At 68.7% G+C, this 18,589-nt stretch carries 20 protein-coding genes; 11 read left to right on the top strand and 9 right to left on the bottom strand.

Translation table 11 applies throughout. From position 1 onward, the window contains the following. Nucleotides 1-81: 81 nt before the first annotated feature. Together ABRP18_RS01720 and ABRP18_RS01725 are read right to left on the bottom strand one after the other, a co-directional pair. On the bottom strand, nucleotides 82-387 hold the full coding sequence (locus ABRP18_RS01720; protein ID WP_349885400.1) for a protealysin inhibitor emfourin: 306 nt from the start codon (nucleotides 385-387) through the stop codon (nucleotides 82-84). Beyond that, nucleotides 362-1,432 carry a M4 family metallopeptidase gene (locus tag ABRP18_RS01725; RefSeq protein WP_349885401.1) on the bottom strand — a complete coding sequence of 357 codons (1,071 nt, stop codon included), beginning with the start codon at nucleotides 1,430-1,432 and terminating at the stop codon, nucleotides 362-364. Before ABRP18_RS01725 ends, ABRP18_RS01720 begins: the two co-directional genes overlap by 26 nt. 242 nt (nucleotides 1,433-1,674) lie before the next feature. Here ABRP18_RS01725 and ABRP18_RS01730 point away from each other — a divergent pair, with 242 nt between their 5' ends. Then, the gene (locus ABRP18_RS01730; protein WP_113680292.1) at nucleotides 1,675-2,085 is read left to right on the top strand and encodes a hypothetical protein; all 411 of its coding nucleotides are present in this window, start codon (nucleotides 1,675-1,677) and stop codon (nucleotides 2,083-2,085) included. A 61-nt stretch (nucleotides 2,086-2,146) separates the two neighbouring features. On the opposite strand, the gene ABRP18_RS01735 is transcribed toward ABRP18_RS01730, so the two are convergent. Next, entirely contained in the window at nucleotides 2,147-2,590 is a 444-nt protein-coding gene (locus tag ABRP18_RS01735; protein WP_230977981.1) for a hypothetical protein, read from the bottom strand. 161 nt (nucleotides 2,591-2,751) lie between these two features. Between ABRP18_RS01735 and ABRP18_RS01740 the strand changes: the two genes are divergently transcribed. From ABRP18_RS01740 to ABRP18_RS01760, 5 genes are read left to right on the top strand one after another with little or no spacing between them, the layout of a single operon-like run. Next, on the top strand, nucleotides 2,752-4,068 hold the full coding sequence (locus ABRP18_RS01740; protein ID WP_052748624.1) for a sugar ABC transporter substrate-binding protein: 1,317 nt from the start codon (nucleotides 2,752-2,754) through the stop codon (nucleotides 4,066-4,068). A gap of 2 nt (nucleotides 4,069-4,070) precedes the next feature. Beyond that, entirely contained in the window at nucleotides 4,071-5,033 is a 963-nt protein-coding gene (locus tag ABRP18_RS01745) for a carbohydrate ABC transporter permease (protein ID WP_052748623.1), read from the top strand. Next, nucleotides 5,030-5,974: a carbohydrate ABC transporter permease gene (locus ABRP18_RS01750; RefSeq protein WP_113680294.1), complete on the top strand. Its 945-nt coding sequence runs from the start codon at nucleotides 5,030-5,032 to the stop codon at nucleotides 5,972-5,974. Before ABRP18_RS01745 ends, ABRP18_RS01750 begins: the two co-directional genes overlap by 4 nt. Then, nucleotides 5,971-7,608, top strand: coding sequence for an amylo-alpha-1,6-glucosidase (locus tag ABRP18_RS01755; protein ID WP_218867848.1), 1,638 nt, complete (start codon nucleotides 5,971-5,973; stop codon nucleotides 7,606-7,608). The genes ABRP18_RS01750 and ABRP18_RS01755 overlap by 4 nt, the downstream gene beginning before the upstream one ends. A 48-nt stretch (nucleotides 7,609-7,656) precedes the next feature. Next, entirely contained in the window at nucleotides 7,657-8,166 is a 510-nt protein-coding gene (locus tag ABRP18_RS01760) for a GNAT family N-acetyltransferase (RefSeq protein ID WP_113680296.1), read from the top strand. A 38-nt stretch (nucleotides 8,167-8,204) separates the two neighbouring features. Here the strand turns inward: ABRP18_RS01760 and ABRP18_RS01765 are convergent, their stop codons facing one another. The 4 genes from ABRP18_RS01765 to ABRP18_RS01780 form a co-directional block, all read right to left on the bottom strand. Further along, nucleotides 8,205-8,477, bottom strand: coding sequence for a DUF6510 family protein (locus tag ABRP18_RS01765; protein WP_113680297.1), 273 nt, complete (start codon nucleotides 8,475-8,477; stop codon nucleotides 8,205-8,207). After that, the gene (locus ABRP18_RS01770) at nucleotides 8,477-9,202 is read right to left on the bottom strand and encodes a ferredoxin reductase (protein ID WP_349885748.1); all 726 of its coding nucleotides are present in this window, start codon (nucleotides 9,200-9,202) and stop codon (nucleotides 8,477-8,479) included. Before ABRP18_RS01770 ends, ABRP18_RS01765 begins: the two co-directional genes overlap by 1 nt. Continuing rightward, nucleotides 9,199-9,792 (bottom strand): sulfite oxidase-like oxidoreductase, encoded by a 594-nt coding sequence (locus ABRP18_RS01775; RefSeq protein ID WP_113680299.1) that lies wholly within the window; start codon nucleotides 9,790-9,792, stop codon nucleotides 9,199-9,201. The genes ABRP18_RS01770 and ABRP18_RS01775 overlap by 4 nt, the downstream gene beginning before the upstream one ends. 133 nt (nucleotides 9,793-9,925) lie before the next feature. Continuing rightward, nucleotides 9,926-10,582: a GntR family transcriptional regulator gene (locus tag ABRP18_RS01780; RefSeq protein ID WP_046746915.1), complete on the bottom strand. Its 657-nt coding sequence runs from the start codon at nucleotides 10,580-10,582 to the stop codon at nucleotides 9,926-9,928. A gap of 149 nt (nucleotides 10,583-10,731) precedes the next feature. On the opposite strand from ABRP18_RS01780, the gene ABRP18_RS01785 reads away from it, so the two are divergent. From ABRP18_RS01785 to ABRP18_RS01805, 5 genes are read left to right on the top strand one after another with little or no spacing between them, the layout of a single operon-like run. Then, the gene (locus ABRP18_RS01785) at nucleotides 10,732-12,831 is read left to right on the top strand and encodes a beta-galactosidase (protein ID WP_349885402.1); all 2,100 of its coding nucleotides are present in this window, start codon (nucleotides 10,732-10,734) and stop codon (nucleotides 12,829-12,831) included. Further along, nucleotides 12,828-14,207, top strand: a complete 1,380-nt coding sequence (gcvPA, locus tag ABRP18_RS01790; protein WP_349885403.1) for an aminomethyl-transferring glycine dehydrogenase subunit GcvPA — start codon at nucleotides 12,828-12,830, stop codon at nucleotides 14,205-14,207. The genes ABRP18_RS01785 and gcvPA overlap by 4 nt, the downstream gene beginning before the upstream one ends. Continuing rightward, nucleotides 14,204-15,790: an aminomethyl-transferring glycine dehydrogenase subunit GcvPB gene (gene gcvPB, locus ABRP18_RS01795; RefSeq protein ID WP_349885404.1), complete on the top strand. Its 1,587-nt coding sequence runs from the start codon at nucleotides 14,204-14,206 to the stop codon at nucleotides 15,788-15,790. Before gcvPA ends, gcvPB begins: the two co-directional genes overlap by 4 nt. 5 nt (nucleotides 15,791-15,795) lie before the next feature. Next, nucleotides 15,796-17,058: an NAD(+)/NADH kinase gene (locus tag ABRP18_RS01800; protein ID WP_349885405.1), complete on the top strand. Its 1,263-nt coding sequence runs from the start codon at nucleotides 15,796-15,798 to the stop codon at nucleotides 17,056-17,058. 50 nt (nucleotides 17,059-17,108) lie between these two features. After that, nucleotides 17,109-17,867: an SDR family NAD(P)-dependent oxidoreductase gene (locus ABRP18_RS01805; protein WP_046746910.1), complete on the top strand. Its 759-nt coding sequence runs from the start codon at nucleotides 17,109-17,111 to the stop codon at nucleotides 17,865-17,867. Here the strand turns inward: ABRP18_RS01805 and ABRP18_RS01810 are convergent. Continuing rightward, on the bottom strand, nucleotides 17,864-18,265 hold the full coding sequence (locus ABRP18_RS01810) for a VOC family protein (RefSeq protein WP_349885406.1): 402 nt from the start codon (nucleotides 18,263-18,265) through the stop codon (nucleotides 17,864-17,866). The genes ABRP18_RS01805 and ABRP18_RS01810 overlap by 4 nt on opposite strands. Continuing rightward, nucleotides 18,262-18,543: a helix-turn-helix transcriptional regulator gene (locus ABRP18_RS01815; protein ID WP_171010931.1), complete on the bottom strand. Its 282-nt coding sequence runs from the start codon at nucleotides 18,541-18,543 to the stop codon at nucleotides 18,262-18,264. The genes ABRP18_RS01810 and ABRP18_RS01815 overlap by 4 nt, the downstream gene beginning before the upstream one ends. Nucleotides 18,544-18,589 lie beyond the last annotated feature (46 nt).

Genomic DNA, 18,589 nt, shown 5'->3' on the forward strand with positions numbered 1-18,589 from the left:
GGGGTCCATTGTGACCCCGTGCGGCCGAGACAGGGCCGGATTCACACGCGATTGATCGGATGCCGCCGTGCGCCGGGCGCGTCAGGCGGAGGCCGCGCGCACGGCGTCGACGAGCGCGCGCCAGGGGCCGTCGAGCGCGGAGTCCGGCAGCTCGCGTTCGCGTCTCTCGGACGGCGTGCGCGCTCGGATGCTCCACATGAACCGGTCGGCACCGACGCTGCCGTCCGGTTCCTGGTCCCACGGGCAGCGGTCGATCAGATCGATCCACTCCACGGCGTCGTCGGGTTCCGCTTCCACCCGCCATTGGCGACGGATACCGGCGATGCCGCCGGTGCGCACCACCGCGATGACGACTTGCGCGTCAGTCGGTGGAGGGTACTCGCTCATCCTCATAGACTCCCACGGTCGTCCACGCCCGTCGAGCGGCTGCGGCTGTGGCGGCATCGATGGTCGTGGCCGCGGCGACGGTGGCGTCGGCGAACTGCGTGAAGGTCGCGGTGCTCGACAGGCCTCCGGTGAGAGCGCGATACCAGACGGTTCCCGCGCGCTCCCAGGCGTTGCCGCCGAGGTCGGTGGCGAAGAGGGCGAACGCGCGATTGGGGATGCCGGAATTGATGTGCACCCCGCCGTTGTCTTCCGTGGTGCGGACGAAGCCGCTCATGTGGTCGGGCTGCGGATCGCGGCCGAGTTCGTCGTCGTCGTAGGCGGTGCCGGGCGCGATCATCGAGCGCAGCGCCGCGCCTTCCACGGCGTCGGTGAAGATCTCGGCGCCGATGAGCCACGTCGCCTGGTCGGCCGTCTGGCCGAGGGAGTACTGCTCGGTCAGGGCGCCGAACACATCGGCGATCGACTCGTTCAGGGCGCCGGGCTGCCCCTGATACTCGAGGTCGGCGGTGTGCTGCACCACGCCGTGGGCGAGCTCGTGGCCGATGACGGTGAGCGAGCCGGTGAAGTGCTGGAACACCTCGCCGTCTCCGTCGCCGAAGACCATGCGCTCGCCGTCCCAGAACGCGTTGTCATAATCGACGCCGTAGTGCACGGTCGCATCCAGCGGGGCTCCAGCGTCGTCGAGGGAGTTGCGGCCGAACGCCGCCAGGAGCATCTCGAAGGTGGCCCCGAGTCCGTCGTAGGCCTCGTTCACCGCGGTATCTTCGACCGGGGCGTCGTCTTCGCCGCGCACGACAGCGCCGGGCAGCTGCTGAGTGTTGCCCGCGTCGCTGATGGTGCGGTTGGGGGCGTCGGACAGCTGCGCCACGAGGTCGCCGTTCTCGTCGATCGACAGGTCGATGCGGGCGCGGAACGGCGGACGCCCGGCGGTCAGGGTCTGTCGCGCGGCAGCTGCGGCCTTCGGGAAGCGGCCAGACTCGGCCAGACGCGCGAGCAGATAGGAGGGGACCACTCCATGACGTTCTCCGGATGCTGTGCTGCTCATGGTGCGACCCTACGCCGGGGTGCCGACGTTCGGGGGCGTCCGCGGGCGGAGCGTCCTCCCAATCACCGTCACGCGACGACCGCCTCCACCGACGTCTCGCCGTGCTTCATATCGGACAAGGGGCGCAGATTTCCGGGGCGCTGAGGAGATGTCCCCCGAACGGCCGACAGACGCCTCCCCGAGGAGCGGCTACCTTTCGAAGTGTCGCTCGTCGTGTGTCGGGCGGAGGAACGTAGGGGCTCATGCGCATCAAGACACCGGCCGCCAAGGTCGGGTACCTGCTCGTCGTCATCGTCGGGATCACGCTCACCGCGGTTCCGCTCGCAGCCATCAGTTACGAACTCGGATTCGCGTGGGCGACCGTGGCTCTCTTGGTAGTTGTCGTCGTCGCAGCGCGCACCTTTCGAGGCGCCGGCGAATCCGATGCCCCGCGTCCGTGGTGGAAGATGACCAGCACGCGAGGCAGCGCGCTTCTTCTCAGCGCCTTCTTCTTGATCCAGGGAGTCGCCGCGTCATTCGGTGCCTTCGGCATGCCCGATCGGACCTTGGCCCTGGTCGGCGGCGTGGTGGCGCTGGTGATAGCCGGGTTCTACCTGCACTCGGCCCTCCGGGTTCAGCAGCGGGCAGAAGGCGGCGTTCCCGCGGAGAACTGAGCCGAGACGCCTGTATCCGCGAGAGCCCTGCGGGCAGCGCTCGCCCCTCGCGGTCCTCGTCTCAGTCGCGCTCGATGCTCAGCACTGTCGTGCGCAGTCCGTCGGATTCGAACTGCACCGGCATGCCGGGGTGGTCGACAGAGAACCAGAAGACACCGTCGACGGTGTCGTACCTGCGGCAGGTCAGCGCGCCGAGGGGAGTCGTCAGGCTCACCGTCGACACACTCGTGGTCTCGGGATCGAACGCGGAGTGGCCCTGGAGTTCGAGCCAGGTCACCCGGTTCGAGACGACTGCCTTCGGGTCCTCGACCGACCAGCGGTCCAGCGTCGCACCCTCGTCGTCCACGTCGTGATAGCGGTTGACGTGCTCGCCGAGCGGGCCATCCGGACCTTCCAGGAGAAGGTGGATCGTCGTGCCGTTTCCGATGGCGTCGCGGATCTCCGCGGCGGTGAACGGTGTCGGAAGGAGTGCGGGGTCGATCAGGTGCGGATCAGGATCGGTCATGGAGCCAGTCTGCGTCATGCCCCGCTCGTTCGTCACGGGATGGTCTCGATGGCCCGGTCCCCACCACGATTCCTTGACAGGATTGCGTTCTGTATACAGAATACCAGTACGCCCGAAGGGTGTTCCCGACCTGATCTTCCAATGATGAAAGAGGTAGCGAGATGGCACGTGCGAACGTGACGCGGTTTCTGGCACTGGGGGCCGCCGGCGCTCTGGCACTCGGACTCGCCGCGTGCAGCGGTGGAGGTGGAGGAGGCGGTGGAGGCGTCGACGCCGACGGCAACGCCACCGTCGTCTGGTCGACCTGGGGCACGGCCGACGAGCTCACCCGCTATGAGGAGTTCAACAAGGACTTCATGGAGCGCCACCCCGACATCAAGGTCAAGCTGCAGCCCGTGGCGGACTACGGCGACTACCACTCCAAGCTGCTCGCTCAGCTCACCAGCAACACCGCCCCCGACGTGTTCTACGTGGGCGACGACAAGATCGGCCAGTTCGTCGACTCGAACCGGCTCATGCCGCTCAGCGACTTGATGGACTCGAAGGAGAGCAAGACGAAGAAAGACGACTTCTTCCCCGGACTCTTCGGCGCCGCCGAGAACGACGGCGAGGTGTACGCCGCCCCGAACGACTCGAACCCCGACGTGTTCTGGTACGACAAGCAGGCGCTCGCCGCCGCCGGCATCACCGAAGACCCGGCGACCCTGGCCGAGAACGGCGAGTGGACGACCGACAAGTTCCTCGAGATGAACAAGAAGCTCCACGACGCGGGCCTGACGGGAACGATGTACTGGAACTACTGGGCGACGCACTGGAGCTGGCTGTCTTCACAGGGCCTCGACGCCCCGTACGACGACTCCGGTGCGTTCGTCGCGAACAAGGATGCCGACACCGTCGAGTCCGTGCAGCAGCTCGGCGACCTGTTCGAAGACGGCACCTTCGTCGTGGCGGACACCCTGCCGGACGGGGCCGGGGCCGACAGCGTGTTCGTCACGCACAAGGCCGGCTTCTTCGTGCAGGGCCGCTACACGATCGGCACGGTGAGCGCGACGGGCGAGCAGGACAGCTACGACATCGTGCAGTGGCCGACTCCCGACGGCGAAGCCGCTCCGACCGGAGTCGCGACCAGCTTCCTCGCCATCAACGGCAAGACCAAGGTGAAGGACGCCGCGTTCACGTTCTGGACCGAGTTCCTCTCGGCGGAGGGGCAGACCTTCCGTCTGCAGGGCGGCGGCAATGCCGTCCCGTCGATCAAGGGCGCCGATGATGTGGTGCTCGAGGGCGACTACCCCGCGCATGCGCAGACCTTCCTCGACATGCGTGACATCGGATTCGAGGACTACCCCGCCGAGGCGCGCGTGCCTGGCCTGCCGACCGCGATCGCGGACGAGTTCCTGAAGCTCTACCAGGGCAAGACCGACGCGCAGGCCACCCTCGACACGATCGCCGACGTGGTCAAGGACCGGTCGGAGAAGTAGGCGTGAGCACTGTCACCGAGAACGGGCGGATGCCGCAGGTCACCCCTGCGGCATCCGCCCCGCCCCTGCGCAAGGAGGCGCTCTGGCGCCGCCGTGATCGGCGGTGGGGGTACGTCTTCGTCGGCCCGCAGCTGATCGGCATGGGCCTGTTCGTCGTCCTGCCGTTCGCCGCCAGCCTGGTGCTGGCGTTCGCCGACTGGGACGGTCTGTCCGACCTCACGTGGGTGGGGTTCGCGAACTTCGCCGACCAGTTGACGGATCCGCTGCTGTGGCGAGCGATCATCAACACGCTCATCATCGCGATCGTCACGGTCCCCATCGGTCTCGGCCTCTCGGTGATCGTCGCGGTCGCGCTCGAGAAGCTCAAGACGCGCACGCTCTACCTGATCCTGTTCTTCGCCCCGGTCGTGACCTCGACGGTTGCCGTGGCGATGATCTGGCAGCAGATGTTCCGCTCCGACGGCCTGCTCTCCACGACGATCTCGAAGGTCTTCGGGGTCACCCCTCCCGACTGGCTGCAGGATCCGAAGCTCGCCCTCCTGGCCGTCTGCATCGTCACGATCTGGTCGTCGATGGGGCTCAACGTCGTGATCTTCCTCGCCGGGCTGCAGAACATCTCGCCCTCGGTGATCGAGGCCGCGCGCATCGACGGCGCCGGCCCCTGGCGGTTGTTCACCAGCATCCGTCTGCCGCTGCTCTCGCCGATCGTGTTCTTCTCGTCGGTCGTCGCGTTCATCTCCTCCCTGCAGACATTCGACACGGTCTACGTGCTCGTGCAGGACGCGGGCCCCGACAACGCGACCCGCACGATCGTCTACCACATCTTCGATCTGGGCTTCGGGCGGTTCGAGTTCGGTCCCTCCAGTGCCGCGAGCATCATCCTGCTCGTGCTGACCCTCGTCATCACCGCGGTGCAGTTCGGCGCGCAGAAGAAGTTCGTCCACTACGAGGATGACCCCGCATGAGCATCCAGACGCCTCCCCTCACCGGCCACGCTCCGGCGACCGACTCCACCGTCGCGATCACCGCGCCCGGCTACCGTTCGCGTGGCCGTGGTGGTCCTGCCGCCGATCGCGCGCGCCGCCGGCTCGGTTCGACCGCGTTGCACGTCGTGCTCGTCATCGCCGGGATCGCGATGGTGTTCCCGTTCATCTGGATGCTGCTGACCTCGTTCAAGACGCTGCCGCAGCTGCTGAAGAACCCCCTGCAGTTCCTGCCAGACCCCTGGACCTTCGACAACTACACCGAGGCGTGGAACGCGGTGCCGTTCGGGCAGGCCTACCTGAACAGCGCCTACATCGCGATCCTCGTGGTGGTGGGCACCCTGCTCACGGCCTCGATGGCCGGCTACGCGTTCGCGCGCATCCGATTCCGCGGCAGCAAGGTGCTCTTCATCGTCTTCCTGGCGACGCAGATGATCCCGAAGCAGGTGACGCTGATCCCGTTCTACCTGCTGATGTCGAACCTCGGCTGGGTCGACTCGCATCTCGCGCTGATCGTGCCGGGGATCATGGCGAACCCGTTCGCGGTGTTCCTGATGCGTCAGTTCGTGCTGGCGCTGCCGCGCGAACTCGAAGAGGCGGCCATCGTCGACGGCGCCGGCCGCTGGCGCATCTTCTGGAGCGTCGTGCTCCCGAACCTCAAGCCCGGTCTCGCAGCCCTCAGCATCATCGTGGCGCTCGACGTGTGGAATGCCTTCCTGTTCCCGCTGGTGCTGCTGAACTCGCCCGACCTGTTCACGGTGCCGCTGCTGCTGAACGCGTTCGAGAGCCAGCAGGGGTCGGTCAACTACGGACTCGTGATGGCGGCCTCCGCGATCGCCACCGTGCCGATGCTGATCGTGTTCGTGATCGGCCAGCGCAAGATCCTCAACAGCATGGCCGCGTCGGGTCTCGGAGGACGATGATGACGGATGCCGCAGCGCTCGCCGGGCGTCACCTCGACCTCGTCACCGCCCCCTTCACGCTGCCCCGCTCGCGGGTGCTCGTGTTTCGCGCGGAACACGGGGAGGGCGTGCGCGTGCACACCTCGGAGTACGAGAGGCGGCTGTCGGAGTGCCGGGTGCTGGACGCGCTCGTTGTGGTGGATGCCGCGGGAGCGGTGCTTCCGGTGACCGACGTGCACCCGGCGCGGGTGACGTTCGGTGATGCGGCGGCGACGCTGACGTTCGCCGACCCGTCGACGCTGAGCCTCGGGGGAGAACCCGGGTTGCGGGTGCGGTTGCGGCGACCGGACGGGCGTGTGGATGAGCATCCGCTCGGTGACGGGCTTCGACTCCGCATCGATGCCGATCGTGCCGTCGTCGTCGAGCCCGGCGACCATGCTGCCGCGCTCGCCGCGACGGAGGAGATCTGGGCCGACTGGTTCGCGAAGTGCCCGACCGTCCGCGACGACCTGCAGGAGATGACCGCGTTCTGCTGGTGGGTGCTCGGGGCGAACGTCGTCGAGCTGCCCTCTCTCGGCGACGCCAGGGCGATCGTCCCGTCGAAGATCGGATATGTCGGCCTGTGGCAGTGGGATGCGTACTTCATCGCCGTCGGGTTGCGACACGGCGACCCGGAGCTCGCGCGCGAACAGCTCGACCTCGCCTTCCGGTTCGCCCAGTCAGACGGGCAGCTGCCCGACGTGGTGCACGAGCTCGGGGTGCTGGCCACCAGCGATGACCTGCCCGAGAGTGACCGCGCCAACCTGCGTCGCGCCGGCTCGCAGATCGCCGATCCGAGTGCCCCGGTGCCGCTGACGAAGCCGCCGCTCGCCGCCTGGGTGCTGCGCAAGGTGCTCGAGGCCGAGGACGCCCCCGACTACGCGAGGACGCAGCTGGCGCGCATCGTCCGCTCGCAGGACTGGTGGTTCGCGGGAAGCGACCTCGACCACGACGGGATGCCCGAGTACGGTCACCCGTACTCCTCCGGCCTCGACGACAGCCCGATCTTCGACGGTCCGTTGCCGACCGCGGCCCCCGACCTCGGGGCGTACCTCGTGCGCCAGGATCGGGAACTCGCGTCGCTGCTGGAGAGGTACGAGCCGGATGCCGACGTCTCGCGGTTCCGCGAGCGGGCCGAGGCCACGCAGGAGCTGCTGCTGCGCATGTGGGATCCCGAGCGTGCTCGCTTCCTCGCGTTCGGCGGAGGGGAGGTGCAGCTCAGCGACACCGTCGTCGGGTTGATGCCGCTGCTCACGGGCACGCTGCCGACGTCGATCGCCGAGGCGTTGCGCGCAGCCGTCGACGACCCCGAACGCTTCCGCCTGCCCTGGGGTCTGCCCACGGTCGCGGCCTCTGACCCGGACTTCTCGGACGAGCGCATGTGGCGTGGCCCGGTGTGGGTCAACACGAGCACGCTCATCGCGGAAGGGCTCGAGGCTTCGGGCTACGCCGAGCGGGCGCGGGAGCTGCGGGAGCAGACCGTGGCGCTCGTGATCCACGGCGGTGGTCCGCACGAGTACTTCAACCCGCGCACAGGTCAGAAGGCGCGCACGGCCACCACCGCGTTCGGCTGGTCGGCTGCGCTCTTCATCGACCTCGCCGTGCAGCTCAGCTGAGCGCCTTCGGCGTCGTTCCGCCACGCCGGGGCCTGGTTAGCTGTTGTGATGCACGAACCGCGCACGATCACGCTCGAAGACCCGCGCTCGCCGGAAGGTCGAGGGATCCTGGAGTCCTTCTTCGCGGAAGTCATCGGGCGGTACTGGGATCGGCCGGCCACGGCGGCGGAGGTGGAGCAGGAGATGGAGAGCGACCCGAGCGACGACCTCCGGGATGACACCGGGTTCCTGCTCGTCGTTCGAGACGGCGCGCAGGCGGTCGGCTGCGGAGGCGTTCGATTCGTCGGACCGGGAGCAGGCGAGATCACGCGGGTGTACATCGCCCCCGCCGCGCGCGGGCGTGGTGTCGGCCGCTCCCTGATCCGCGAACTCGAATCGATGAGTGCCGAGCGCGGCCTGCACACTCTCCGGCTGACCGTGCGCCGCGACCTCGCCGAGGCACACCGGCTCTACCAGCGACTCGGATATGAACCGGTCGCGCCCTTCTCCGACTCGCCCTACGCCCACCACCAGTTGGCGAAGAAGCTGGATGCGCCGTCCCCGTCGGGAGATCGATGACGGGCTCCCGTCATCGGGAGCGGGGTGCCCCGGGGGTGCTAACCGGAGGAGTGGACCGCGTGCAACAGTCCGACGCGCATCGACGTGCCGTCGGAGGACTGCAGCACGGTGAAGAGCGTGCGGGTGCACGTGCGGCACCGCACGATGGCGGCGTGACGATCGAGCTCGACCACGGTCTCGGCGAGGGGCGCGAGCGCGCCGCAACCGCCGCAGGTGCCGACCAGCGCGGTGACGTCGGCGCCGAAGAGGTCCCAGAGCATGCCGGCGATCGCGTTTCCGTCGACGGTCTGTGCGGGGGCGGCAGCATCCATCACTTTCCTCCGAATCGTTCGGTGCGCACACGTTCCGGCGCATGCCCGAGGCCGACCAGCAGGTCGGCCACATGTTCGACGAACCCGGTCGGCCCGCACACGAAGACCAGGGGAGCGCGTTCCGCTGGCCAGGTGGCATCTCGGAGCACCTCTTCGGTGACGCGCCCGACAGCGCCCGCCCATCCGTCAGGACCAGAACGGGTGAACGCCCATCGCACATCCGCGGCGGCCCCTGCGGGTGCTGCCTCGAGCTCACTGCGGTAGAGGGCTTCGTGCGGAGCCCTCACCGAGTAGAGCAACCTCACCGAGTCGGTCGCCCCTGCGGCCTGCGCCGCCCGCACCATCGACATCAGCGGCACGATGCCGGATCCCCCGGCGATGAGCTGCACGGGACCGGGGATTTCCGGACGCCACACGAAGTATCTCCCCAGCGGGCCCTTCACCTCGAGCTCATCGCCGACGCGGACGTCCCGCACCAGATAGGGGGAGACCTCCCCGTCGGGGATCTCGTCGACCGCGAGTTCGATCGTCTCGCCGTCACCGAAGGAGGCGAGCGAGTAGGAGCGGACCGCCTGGTAGCCGTCTTCGGCGGTGAGCCGGATATCGACGTGCTGTCCCGGGTCGCTCCCCGGCCAGCCCGGCACGCTGAGGCTGATCGTGCGGGCCGAATCCGTCTCCGCGTGCGCGCCCGTCACCCGCGCCTCACGCCAGCCGCCGACCGTCACCAATAGCGTTCCTCCGTCCACGGATCGCCGTGCATGTTGTAGCCGTTCTGCTCCCAGAAGCCCGGGGCGTCCTCCTCCATCAGGGTGAGTGCCCTGAGCCACTTCGCGCTCTTCCAGAAATAGAGGTGCGGCACGATCAGCCGAGCGGGGCCGCCGTGCTCCGGGGCGAGCGGCTCACCCTCGAACTCGAATGCGATCCACGACTGCCCGCCCAGCAGATCGTCGAGGGGGATGTTCGTGGTGTATCCGCCGTAGGAATGGGCCATCGCGAAGGAGGCGGCGGTGTCGATCCCCTCGAAGAGCGTGTCGAGAGAGACTCCGCGCCAGGAGGTGCCGAGCTTCGACCATCGCGTCACGCAGTGGATATCGGTGTGCACGTCTTCGATGGGCAGCTCGTGCAGTTGATCCCACGTCCAGGAGACGACCTCGCCGGCCTCGTTGCGGATGCCGAAGCTCCACTCCGACATGTGGATGTTCGGTGTCGGCCCGGCGGAGAGCACGGGGAAGTCCTCGGTGAGGTACTGCCCTGGCGGGAGTTCCGGGGTGCTCTCCCTGCGTCGAGCACCGAAACCTCGGGAAATCACGGCCATGATCTTGCTCCTGTCGGTGGATGCGACCCTGCGCGTCAGGCGTAGTGGTTCAGACGGTACTCCGCGGAGGGTGCCCAGGGCGAGGAAGAGTCGCGTCCGGATGGGAACGGAAGGACGTGCGGGTGGAGCAGGACTACGCCGTGAAGTAAGAGCTCGTGGCGTTGTCGAGGATGCGCTGCATGCCGTGCATCCAGTTGAGCTTGAGCGCTTCGACGGCGCCGGGGACGTCGCCGTCGGCGAGGTGCCGGGCGATCTCGGCGTGCTCGGCAGCGACGCGTTCGACCTTGACGTCTTCGGGCACGAGGAGCGACTCGTAGCGGTGGAATGAGCTGCGCACGTTGTCGATGACGGCGAGCAGGCGGGCGTTGGGGCAGGCCGACAGCATCATGCTGTGCCACTCGTCGTCCTTGGTGATGACGAGCTGATGCTCGACGAGCTCGTCGGCGAAGGCGTCGGCCATCTCCTTGAGCTGCGCGCCGATGCGACGCAGCTCGTCGGGCGGACTCAGCTCGAGTGCGAGGCTCTCGAGGGCCGCCATCACAGGGGCGAGGTCGCGGAACTCCGAGGCGCTGAGCGGGACGAAGCGGAAGCCCTTGCCGTTCTCGCTCTCGATCTGTCCTTCGGATTCGAGGGCGATGAGCGCCTCGCGGAGCGGGGTGCGGCTGACGCCGAGTTCGGTGGCGAGCTGCACCTCATTGATGCCCTCGCCGGGCTGCACGAGTCCGGCGCGCATGCGGGTCAGCAGCTCCTGCCGAACCTGCGAGCGCAGGTTCTTGCGTTCGATCGCCATGCATCCCCTCTTCTGCCGCCTGCCCGTCAGCCTATGGGTTGACGGGCCTCTGACGACGTCTTAGTGTGTGTATACAGAATACAGCCGATCCCGGATTTGCACCAGTGCCCGGCCGGGATCAGCCGGTGATGACTCAGAGAGGAGACTTCGTGCCCGCACCCGGTGGCGACCAGCCCACCCGACGCGTCCGCCTCGACGCCCTCGCCTACGGCGGCGACTACAACCCCGACCAGTGGTCGGAAGCGACCTGGCACGAAGACATCCGTCTGATGCGTGAAGCCGGCGTGAACATGGTGAGCCTGCCGATCTTCAGCTGGCCGCAGCTGGAGCCGGAGCCCGGCATCTTCGACTGGGCCTGGCTCGACCGCATCATCGACCTGCTGTGGGAAGCGGGCATCGCGATCGACCTCGCCACCGCCACCGCGACCCCGCCGTCGTGGCTGCTGCGCGCGCACCCCGAGATGGCGCCGTGGGACGCGGACGGCCACCGGCTCGAGTTCGGATCCCGCCAGACGTACTGTCCCTCATCCCCGATCTGGCGCGAGAACGTCGCCCGTATGGCCAGAGCCATGGCCGAGCGCTACGGCGAGCACCCGGGGCTCGCGATGTGGCACATCTCGAACGAATACGGCGACCACACCTCGCGCTGCTGGTGCCCCGAGTCGGCCCGCCACTTCCGCCGCTGGCTGCAGAACCGCTACGGCGACCTCGACGGGCTGAACGAGGCCTGGGGCGTGAACGTATGGGGTCAGCGCTACACCTCGTGGGAGCACATCGAGACGCCGAAGAAGGCTCCGGGCCCGGTCAACCCCACCAAGCTGCTCGACTTCGAGCGCTTCTCGTCGGATGCGCTGCTCGAGCTGTTCCAGGTGGAGATCGACGTGCTGCGCGAGGTCACGCCCGACATCGCGGTGACCACGAACTTTATGAGCATGTTCCGCGATCTGAACTATTGGGACTTCTCCGCCGTCGAAGACGTCGTGACCGATGACGCCTACCCGGAGCCGGCCGACCCGACCTCGCACGTCGGCGCCGCCCTCAACTACGGACTGATGCGCTCGCTCAAGGACGGACAGCCGTGGCTGCTGCTGGAGTCGTCCGCGAGCGCCACGAGCTGGCGCGACGTGAACGTGCCCAAGGCTCCTGGCAAGATCCGCGTCGAGAGCCTGCAGGCCGTCGCCCACGGCTCCGACGCCGTGATGTTCTTCCAGTGGCGCCAGGCGAAGTACGGCCAGGAGAAGTTCCACTCCTCGATGCTCGGCCACAGAGGCGAGCGTTCGCGCAGCTTCCAGGAGACCAAGGCGCTGGGCAATGAGCTGAAGAAGCTCGAACCCGTGCGCGGCACCCGGGTGCGCTCGCGCGTGGCGCTGGTGGTGGACTGGGACTCGTGGTGGGGCACCAGCGCCGTCGAGTCGCTGCCCTCGCAGCGGTTGCAGTGGGCACAGCAGGCCCGCGCCTGGCACCGGGCGCTGTACACGCTCGGCCAGCCGGTGGATGCGGTGCGTGCGACGGGACCGTTCGACCGCTACGACGTGGTCGTGGTGCCGAACCTCTACATCGTGGAGCAGCCGCAGGCCGAGGCGCTGCAGGCGTTCGTCGAACGCGGAGGGCACCTCGTGGTCGGGCCGTTCTCGGGAGTGGTGGATGCCACCGAGAAGGTGCACGACGGCGGAGCGCCAGGACTGCTGCGCGATCTGCTCGGCATCGAGGTCGACGAGCAGTGGCCGATCGCCGACGGGCTGACCGAGAGCATCGACTTCGCGGGCGAGCTCCTGACGGTGCCCTCCTGGAGCGAATGGCTCGAAGCGGATGACGACGTCGAGGCGCGTGCCACGTATGCGAGTGGTGAGCTCGACGGCCTGCCGGCGGTGACCCGTCGCGCGGCGGGGGAAGGGTCGGCCTGGTACGTCAGTGCGATGTTCGAACCGGACGGTCTGCTCACGGTGTTCCGCGACGTGCTGCGCACTGCCGGCCTTCCCGCTCGCGAGCGGACGGACGTCGACGTCGAAGTCGTCACCCGAGCAGACGACGCCACCGACTACACGTTCTATCTGAATCACGGGCGCTCGCCCGTCGCGTTCGAGATCCCGTCGCCGGGCGTTGACCTGCTCACCGGCGTGCGTCATGCGGGCCGTCTGGAGCTCGAACGCTTCGGCGTGGCGGTGCTCGCCGCTCCCCGCGCCGACACCCTCTCTCTTGCCACCCTGACCCCGCCTTCGGGCGCTGATGATGTGAAGGAGGACGCATGACCACTCCGTTCGTGCATCCGTACATCCCCAACACCGCCCCCGAGTCGAGGGCGGCGATGCTCGCGGCCGTCGGCGCCGCGTCGGTCGACGAGTTCTACGCCGATGTGCCGGAGTCGCTGCGACTCGGCCGGGCGCTCGACCTGCCGGCACCGTTCGCGGCCGAGCAGGACCTCGCCCGTCACGTGCGCGGACTGCTCGCCAGGAACCGCTCGACAGAGGAACGGCTGAGCTTCCTCGGCGCGGGCACCTACAACCACTACGTGCCCGCCGTGGTGGATGAGGTCATCGGCCGCAGCGAGTTCCTGACCGCCTATGCCGGCGAACCCTACGAGGACCACGGCCGCTTCCAGGCCCTGTTCCAGTACCAGTCGCTGATGGCGGAGCTGTTGGAGATGGACGTCGTGAACGTGCCGGTCTACGACGGTTACCAGGCGACGGCGACCGGTCTCACCATGTCGGGGCGTCTCACCGGCCGCGGGCGCGTGCTGGTGGTCAGCGACGTGCTGCCGGCGAAGCTCGCGAAGGTGCACGACTACGTGCGGGCCCACCTGACGCTCGAGCACGTGCCGCCCGTGAACGGCACGGCGGACGTGGAGGGGATCAGGACCGCACTCGGCGACGATGTCGCCGCCGTGTGGGTCGAGACGCCCAGTGCCACCGGCGCAGTGGAGGCGGCGCTGCAGGAGATCGCGGATGCCGCGCACGCTGCCGGCGCCGTGCTCGTGGTCGGCACCGATCCCATCGGCTACGGGGTGCTCACCCCGCCCTCGGTCTCCGGTGCCGACATCGTCACCGGAGACATCCAGTCCCTCGGCCTGCATCAGTGGTTCGGCGGAGCCCACGGTGGCTTCATCGCCGTGCACGACGACCCCGCTTTCGTGATGGAGATGCCCTCGCGCCTGTTCGGGCTGGCCACCACCGACGTGCCCGGCGAGTACGGCTTCGGCGACGTGGCCTACGACCGCACCTCGTTCGCACACCGCGAGGAGGGGAAGGAATGGGTCGGCACGGCCGCGGCCCTGTGGGGCATCGCCGCCGGTGTCTACCTGGCCCTCATGGGTCCCACCGGCATGGCGGAGCTCGGCGAGGTGCTGCTCGCCCGCACCCGGTACGCGCAGCAGGCACTCGCCGCTGTTCCCGGTGTCTCTCTCGATGACGACGCCGTGCATCTGCGCGAATTCACGGTGACCCTTCCGGTGCCAGTGGCGGAGGTCGTCACGGCGCTCCGCGCCCGGGGCATCGAACCCGGCGTGGTCGTGGGCGAGCACCGCCTGCTCGTCTGCGTCACCGAACTGGTCTCCCAATCCGACATCGACATCCTGGCCGGTGCGCTTGCCGCAGTCGTCGCCCCCGAACTCGCAGAGGAGCAGAAGTGAGCCTCCCCGTCGCGCCCAAGCCGGCGCTCCGCCGATTCCAGCAGGCCCGCTGGGACGAGCCGATCATCTTCGAGCTGACCACGCCGGGTGAACGCGGCGTGCTGGTGTCGCAGGTCGAGCCGGGCGTGCGCGAGGCGGTGGGCGATGTGGTCGCCGCGCTGCCGGACTCCCTGCGTCGCCCGTCTCGTCCCGCGCTGCCCGAGATGGGGCAGATGCGCGTGCTCAAGCACTACCTGCGTCTGTCGCAGGAGAACCTCGGTGCCGATTTCAACGTCGACATCGGACAGGGCACCTGCACCATGAAGTACGCCCCGAAGATCAACGACCAGCTCGCGAACACCCCGCAGCTCACCGCGATGCATCCGCACCAGGATCCGGCCGATGCGCAGGGCGTGCTCGAGATCGTCTGGCAGTTGGAACGGGTGCTCGCCGAGATCTCCGGCATGGACGAGGTGTCGCTGCACACGCAGGGCGGCTCGGCGGCGATCTGGTCGAACATCGCCATGATCCGGGCCTTCCATGAGGCGAACGGCGAAGGCGAGCAGCGCCGCGAGGTCATCACCACGATCTTCAGCCACCCCTCGAACGCGGCCGCGGCGAAGGCGGCAGGCTATGAGGTCATCACGGTCTACCCCGATGCCGAGGGCTATCCGTCGCTCGACGCGTTGAAGGCCGCCCTGTCGCCCCGCACCGCGGCGATCATGGTCACGAACCCGGAGGACACCGGCATCTACAACCCGGCGATCCGGGAGTGGGTCGACGCCGCGCACGCGGTCGGAGCCCTCGCCTCGTACGACCAGGCCAACGCGAACGGCATCCTCGGGGTCACGCGCGCCCGCGACGCCGGCTTCGACGTGTGCCACTTCAACCTGCACAAGACCTTCGGCACCCCGCACGGCAGCGGTGGACCGGGATCCGGTGCGAACGCCGTGAGCGCGGCGCTCGCCCCGTTCCTGCCGGGACCGCGCGTGGTGCGGGCGGATGACGGGACCTTCGGGGTGGTCGAGGCCGGAGAGCTGTCGATCGGCGCGGTCGGCCCGTTCTTCGGCGTCATCCCCGCGCTCGTGAAGGCCTACTCCTGGATCATGGCACTGGGGGCTCCGGGGCTGCTCGCCGCCGCGGAGACCGCCGTGCTGAACAACAACTACCTGATGGCTCGTGTGCTCGCGATCCCCGGGGCATCCGCGCCGTACGCCACCGGACGCCGCCGCATCGAGCAGGTGCGCTACTCGTGGGAGGAGCTGTACCAGGAGACCGGCATCTCGTCGGAGGAGATCGGCGTGCGGATGTCCGACTTCGGGATGCACTACTGGACGAGTCACCACCCCTACGTGGTGCCGCAGCCGTTCACGCTGGAGCCCACCGAGTCGTACTCCATGGCGGAGCTCGATGAGTATGCGGCGACCCTCGCCGAGGTGGCACGTGAGGCGCGGGAGACCCCCGAGGTGGTGCGCACCGCCCCGCACAACCAGACCGTGCACCACACGCACCATGACGATCTGGACGACCCGGAGCGGTGGGCGATCACCTGGCGCGCATACCAGCGGAAGTACGCGGTGGAGCTGGCCGCACTGGCGGACTGACCGCGATGCTCGGACTCGTCGTCAACCCTGTCGCCGGAGTCGGAGGGCCCGCGGGGCTCGCCGGCTCCGACGGTGCGGACGTGCAGCGCCTCGCCCTCGCGCGCGGCGCCCGTTCGCGCGTGCAGGAACGGGCGGTCCTCGCCCTGACGACGCTCGCCGAACGGCATCCGGGACTCGTGGTCGCGACGGTGCCCGGTGCCATGGGCGCCGATGCGGTGCGCGCCGCAGGTCTCGTGCCGTGCGTCGTCGGGGCCGGCTCGAGCGATGCGGGCTCGATCGATGCGGGCTCGCGCGGGGCGGGTGTGACCGAGGTGACGCAGGCGGCGGATACCTCGCGTGCGATCGCAGCGTTGGCCGCGGCGGGGGTCGATCTGATCCTCGTCGTGGGAGGCGACGGCACCCTTCGCGGCGCGGTCACGGGGCTCGGCGCCGTGGCACGTCCGTCGGGTGAAAAGCCCGATGGCGGAAGGTGCGACGACGGATCCGCGCTCGACGCCGAAAGCTGTCGAGAGGCGCACGGTCTGCCGGCCGTGCTCGGAGTTCCGGCGGGCGTGAAGATGTACTCGCCCGTGTTCGCGGTCAGTCCGCGGGCGGCGGGATCGATCGCCGCGGACTGGATCGAGCACGACGGGCTCCCGACCGAGGAGCGTGAGGTGCTCGACATCGACGAGGCCGCGATGCGGCGCGCCCGCGTCGACCCCACGCTGTACGGAATGCTCCGGGTGCCGCATCGTGCGGGCCGCACTCAGGCACGCAAGGCGCCGACGCCGGTCACCGAGGCGGCTGCGGTCGAAGCTGCGGCCCGCGGGGCTGTCTCCCGCATGCGACCGGGCGTGCGCTATCTGCTCGGCCCCGGCGGCACGACCGCGGAGATCGCTCGGCAGCTCGGCGTCGAAGGATCGCCACTCGGCGTCGACGTCGTTCTCGACGGTGCCGTCCTCGTCCACGGCGCGAGTGAGCAGGAGCTGCTCGCCCAGATCGCCGAGGGCCCGGCGCGGGCCGTCGTCACCGTGATCGGCGGGCAGGGGTTCCTGCTCGGGCGCGGCAACCAACAGCTCTCGGCACCCGTTCTTCGTGCGCTCGGCGACGACCCGCTCCTCGTCGTCGCCCCCGAGCAGAAGCTCATCGACCTGCAGGGTCGGCCGCTCCTCGTCGACACCGGCGACCCGGAACTCGATGCGAGACTCGCCGGGCATGTCCGCATCATCACCGGCGTCGGCACCACGAGTCTCTATGCCGTGACCGCACCCGAACTCTCCCTCACCTGACACATCCCGACCCCGACAGACCCGTCTGCACGTACCCGAAAGGACACCCCATGCGTCTCGAGAACAAGAAGGCCATCGTCACCGGCGGTGCCGGCGGCATCGGTCGCGCCACGTCACTCGCACTCGCTGCCGAGGGCGCGGCGGTCGCCGTCGTCGACCTGAACACGGAGGCGGCCGAAGCCGTCGCGGAGGAGATCCGTGCGGCCGGTGGCATGGCCATCGCGATCGCGGCGGATGTGGCGAGCGAGTCCGACATCGAACGGGTGATCGCCACGTCGGTGGCCGAACTCGGCGGAGTGAACGTCGTCTTCAACAACGCCGGGATCATCCGTCGCACCACCGCCGTCGAGACGACCGTCGAGGAGTGGGACCGCGTGTTCGGCGTGAACGTGCGCTCGATCTTCCTGATGTGCAAGCACATCGTTCCGGTCATGGAGGCTGCGGGTGGAGGCTCGATCATCAACACCGGGTCGGGCTGGGGCCTCAAGGGCGGTGGCCAGGCCATCTCCTACTGCGCCTCGAAGGGCGCGGTCGTGAACATGACGCGCGCGCTCGCGATCGACCACGGTCCCGCCGGCATCCGCGTGAACTCGGTCAACCCCGGTGATGTGAACACCGGGATGCTGCGGGAGGAAGCGCGTCAGCTGGCGCAGGACACCAACGCGTTCCTCGCCGAAGCCGCCGATCGCCCGCTGCGCCGCATGGGCGAGCCGAGCGAGGTCGCACAGGCGGTGGTCTGGCTGGCGAGCGACGACTCCTCGTACGTCACCGGCTCGGCCCTCGTCGTGGACGGCGGTGGGATCGCCTAGCCCTGTCCGTCGGCCTTCACCTGGATCAGCTGGATCAGGTTGCCGCACGTGTCGTCGAGAACCGCGACCCAGGCGGCACCGATGTCGGTCGGCGGCTGGGTGAACACGACGCCGAGCCCGGTCAGGCGTGCGTGTTCGGCGGCGAGGTCGTCGACGGCGAACTGCGCGAGTGGGATGCCGTCTTCGACGAGCGCGTCGCGGTAGGGCTTGACCGCGGGGTGCCCCGAAGGCTCGAGCAGGAGCTCGGGTCCGCCGGGCGCTTCGGGCGAGGTCACCGTGAGCCAGGCGGCATCGCCGAGGGGGATGTCATGGTGCTTCGTGAAGCCGAGCACGTCGGTGTAGAAGGAGAGGGCCTTGCGCTGGTCATCGACGAAGATGCTGGTCAGTTCGATTCTCATGGGGTGCTCCGTGTGGTCGGCCACCGCTCGGCGATGCGGGCGATGGGTTCCGGATGGAAGAAGTGGAACTTGGAACGGCCTTGTCGTTCCGTGGAGATCAGTCCGGCGGATTCGAGTACCGCGAGGTGCTGGGAGACCGCCTGCCGGGTCAGCGTCACACCGTGCTGCATCGTCAACGTCGAGCAGATCTCGAAGAGCGTCTGTCCGTCCCGCCGCGACAGCTCATCGAGGATGAGTCGCCTCGTCTCGTCGTCGAGCGCGTGGAACAGATCGGCCATGGGATCACGATAGGCAAGTGGATGCTTGCATATCAAGCCTGTCCCA

The organism is Microbacterium sp. WHRI 7836 (assembly GCF_040223885.2).
Taxonomy (GTDB): Bacteria; Actinomycetota; Actinomycetes; order Actinomycetales; family Microbacteriaceae; genus Microbacterium; species Microbacterium oxydans.

Bases quoted from the DNA above. Each gene is read 5' to 3' on its own strand.
- ABRP18_RS01720 (WP_349885400.1), bottom strand. From the start codon at position 387: ATGAGCGAGTACCCTCCACCGACTGACGCGCAAGTCGTCATCGCGGTG.
- ABRP18_RS01725 (WP_349885401.1), bottom strand. From the start codon at position 1,432: ATGAGCAGCACAGCATCCGGAGAACGTCATGGAGTGGTCCCCTCCTAT.
- ABRP18_RS01730 (WP_113680292.1), top strand. From the start codon at position 1,675: ATGCGCATCAAGACACCGGCCGCCAAGGTCGGGTACCTGCTCGTCGTC.
- ABRP18_RS01735 (WP_230977981.1), bottom strand. From the start codon at position 2,590: ATGACCGATCCTGATCCGCACCTGATCGACCCCGCACTCCTTCCGACA.
- ABRP18_RS01740 (WP_052748624.1), top strand. From the start codon at position 2,752: ATGGCACGTGCGAACGTGACGCGGTTTCTGGCACTGGGGGCCGCCGGC.
- ABRP18_RS01750 (WP_113680294.1), top strand. From the start codon at position 5,030: ATGAGCATCCAGACGCCTCCCCTCACCGGCCACGCTCCGGCGACCGAC.
- ABRP18_RS01755 (WP_218867848.1), top strand. From the start codon at position 5,971: ATGATGACGGATGCCGCAGCGCTCGCCGGGCGTCACCTCGACCTCGTC.
- ABRP18_RS01760 (WP_113680296.1), top strand. From the start codon at position 7,657: ATGCACGAACCGCGCACGATCACGCTCGAAGACCCGCGCTCGCCGGAA.
- ABRP18_RS01765 (WP_113680297.1), bottom strand. From the start codon at position 8,477: ATGGATGCTGCCGCCCCCGCACAGACCGTCGACGGAAACGCGATCGCC.
- ABRP18_RS01775 (WP_113680299.1), bottom strand. From the start codon at position 9,792: ATGGCCGTGATTTCCCGAGGTTTCGGTGCTCGACGCAGGGAGAGCACC.
- ABRP18_RS01780 (WP_046746915.1), bottom strand. From the start codon at position 10,582: ATGGCGATCGAACGCAAGAACCTGCGCTCGCAGGTTCGGCAGGAGCTG.
- gcvPA (WP_349885403.1), top strand. From the start codon at position 12,828: ATGACCACTCCGTTCGTGCATCCGTACATCCCCAACACCGCCCCCGAG.
- ABRP18_RS01800 (WP_349885405.1), top strand. From the start codon at position 15,796: ATGCTCGGACTCGTCGTCAACCCTGTCGCCGGAGTCGGAGGGCCCGCG.
- ABRP18_RS01805 (WP_046746910.1), top strand. From the start codon at position 17,109: ATGCGTCTCGAGAACAAGAAGGCCATCGTCACCGGCGGTGCCGGCGGC.
- ABRP18_RS01810 (WP_349885406.1), bottom strand. From the start codon at position 18,265: ATGAGAATCGAACTGACCAGCATCTTCGTCGATGACCAGCGCAAGGCC.
- ABRP18_RS01815 (WP_171010931.1), bottom strand. From the start codon at position 18,543: ATGGCCGATCTGTTCCACGCGCTCGACGACGAGACGAGGCGACTCATC.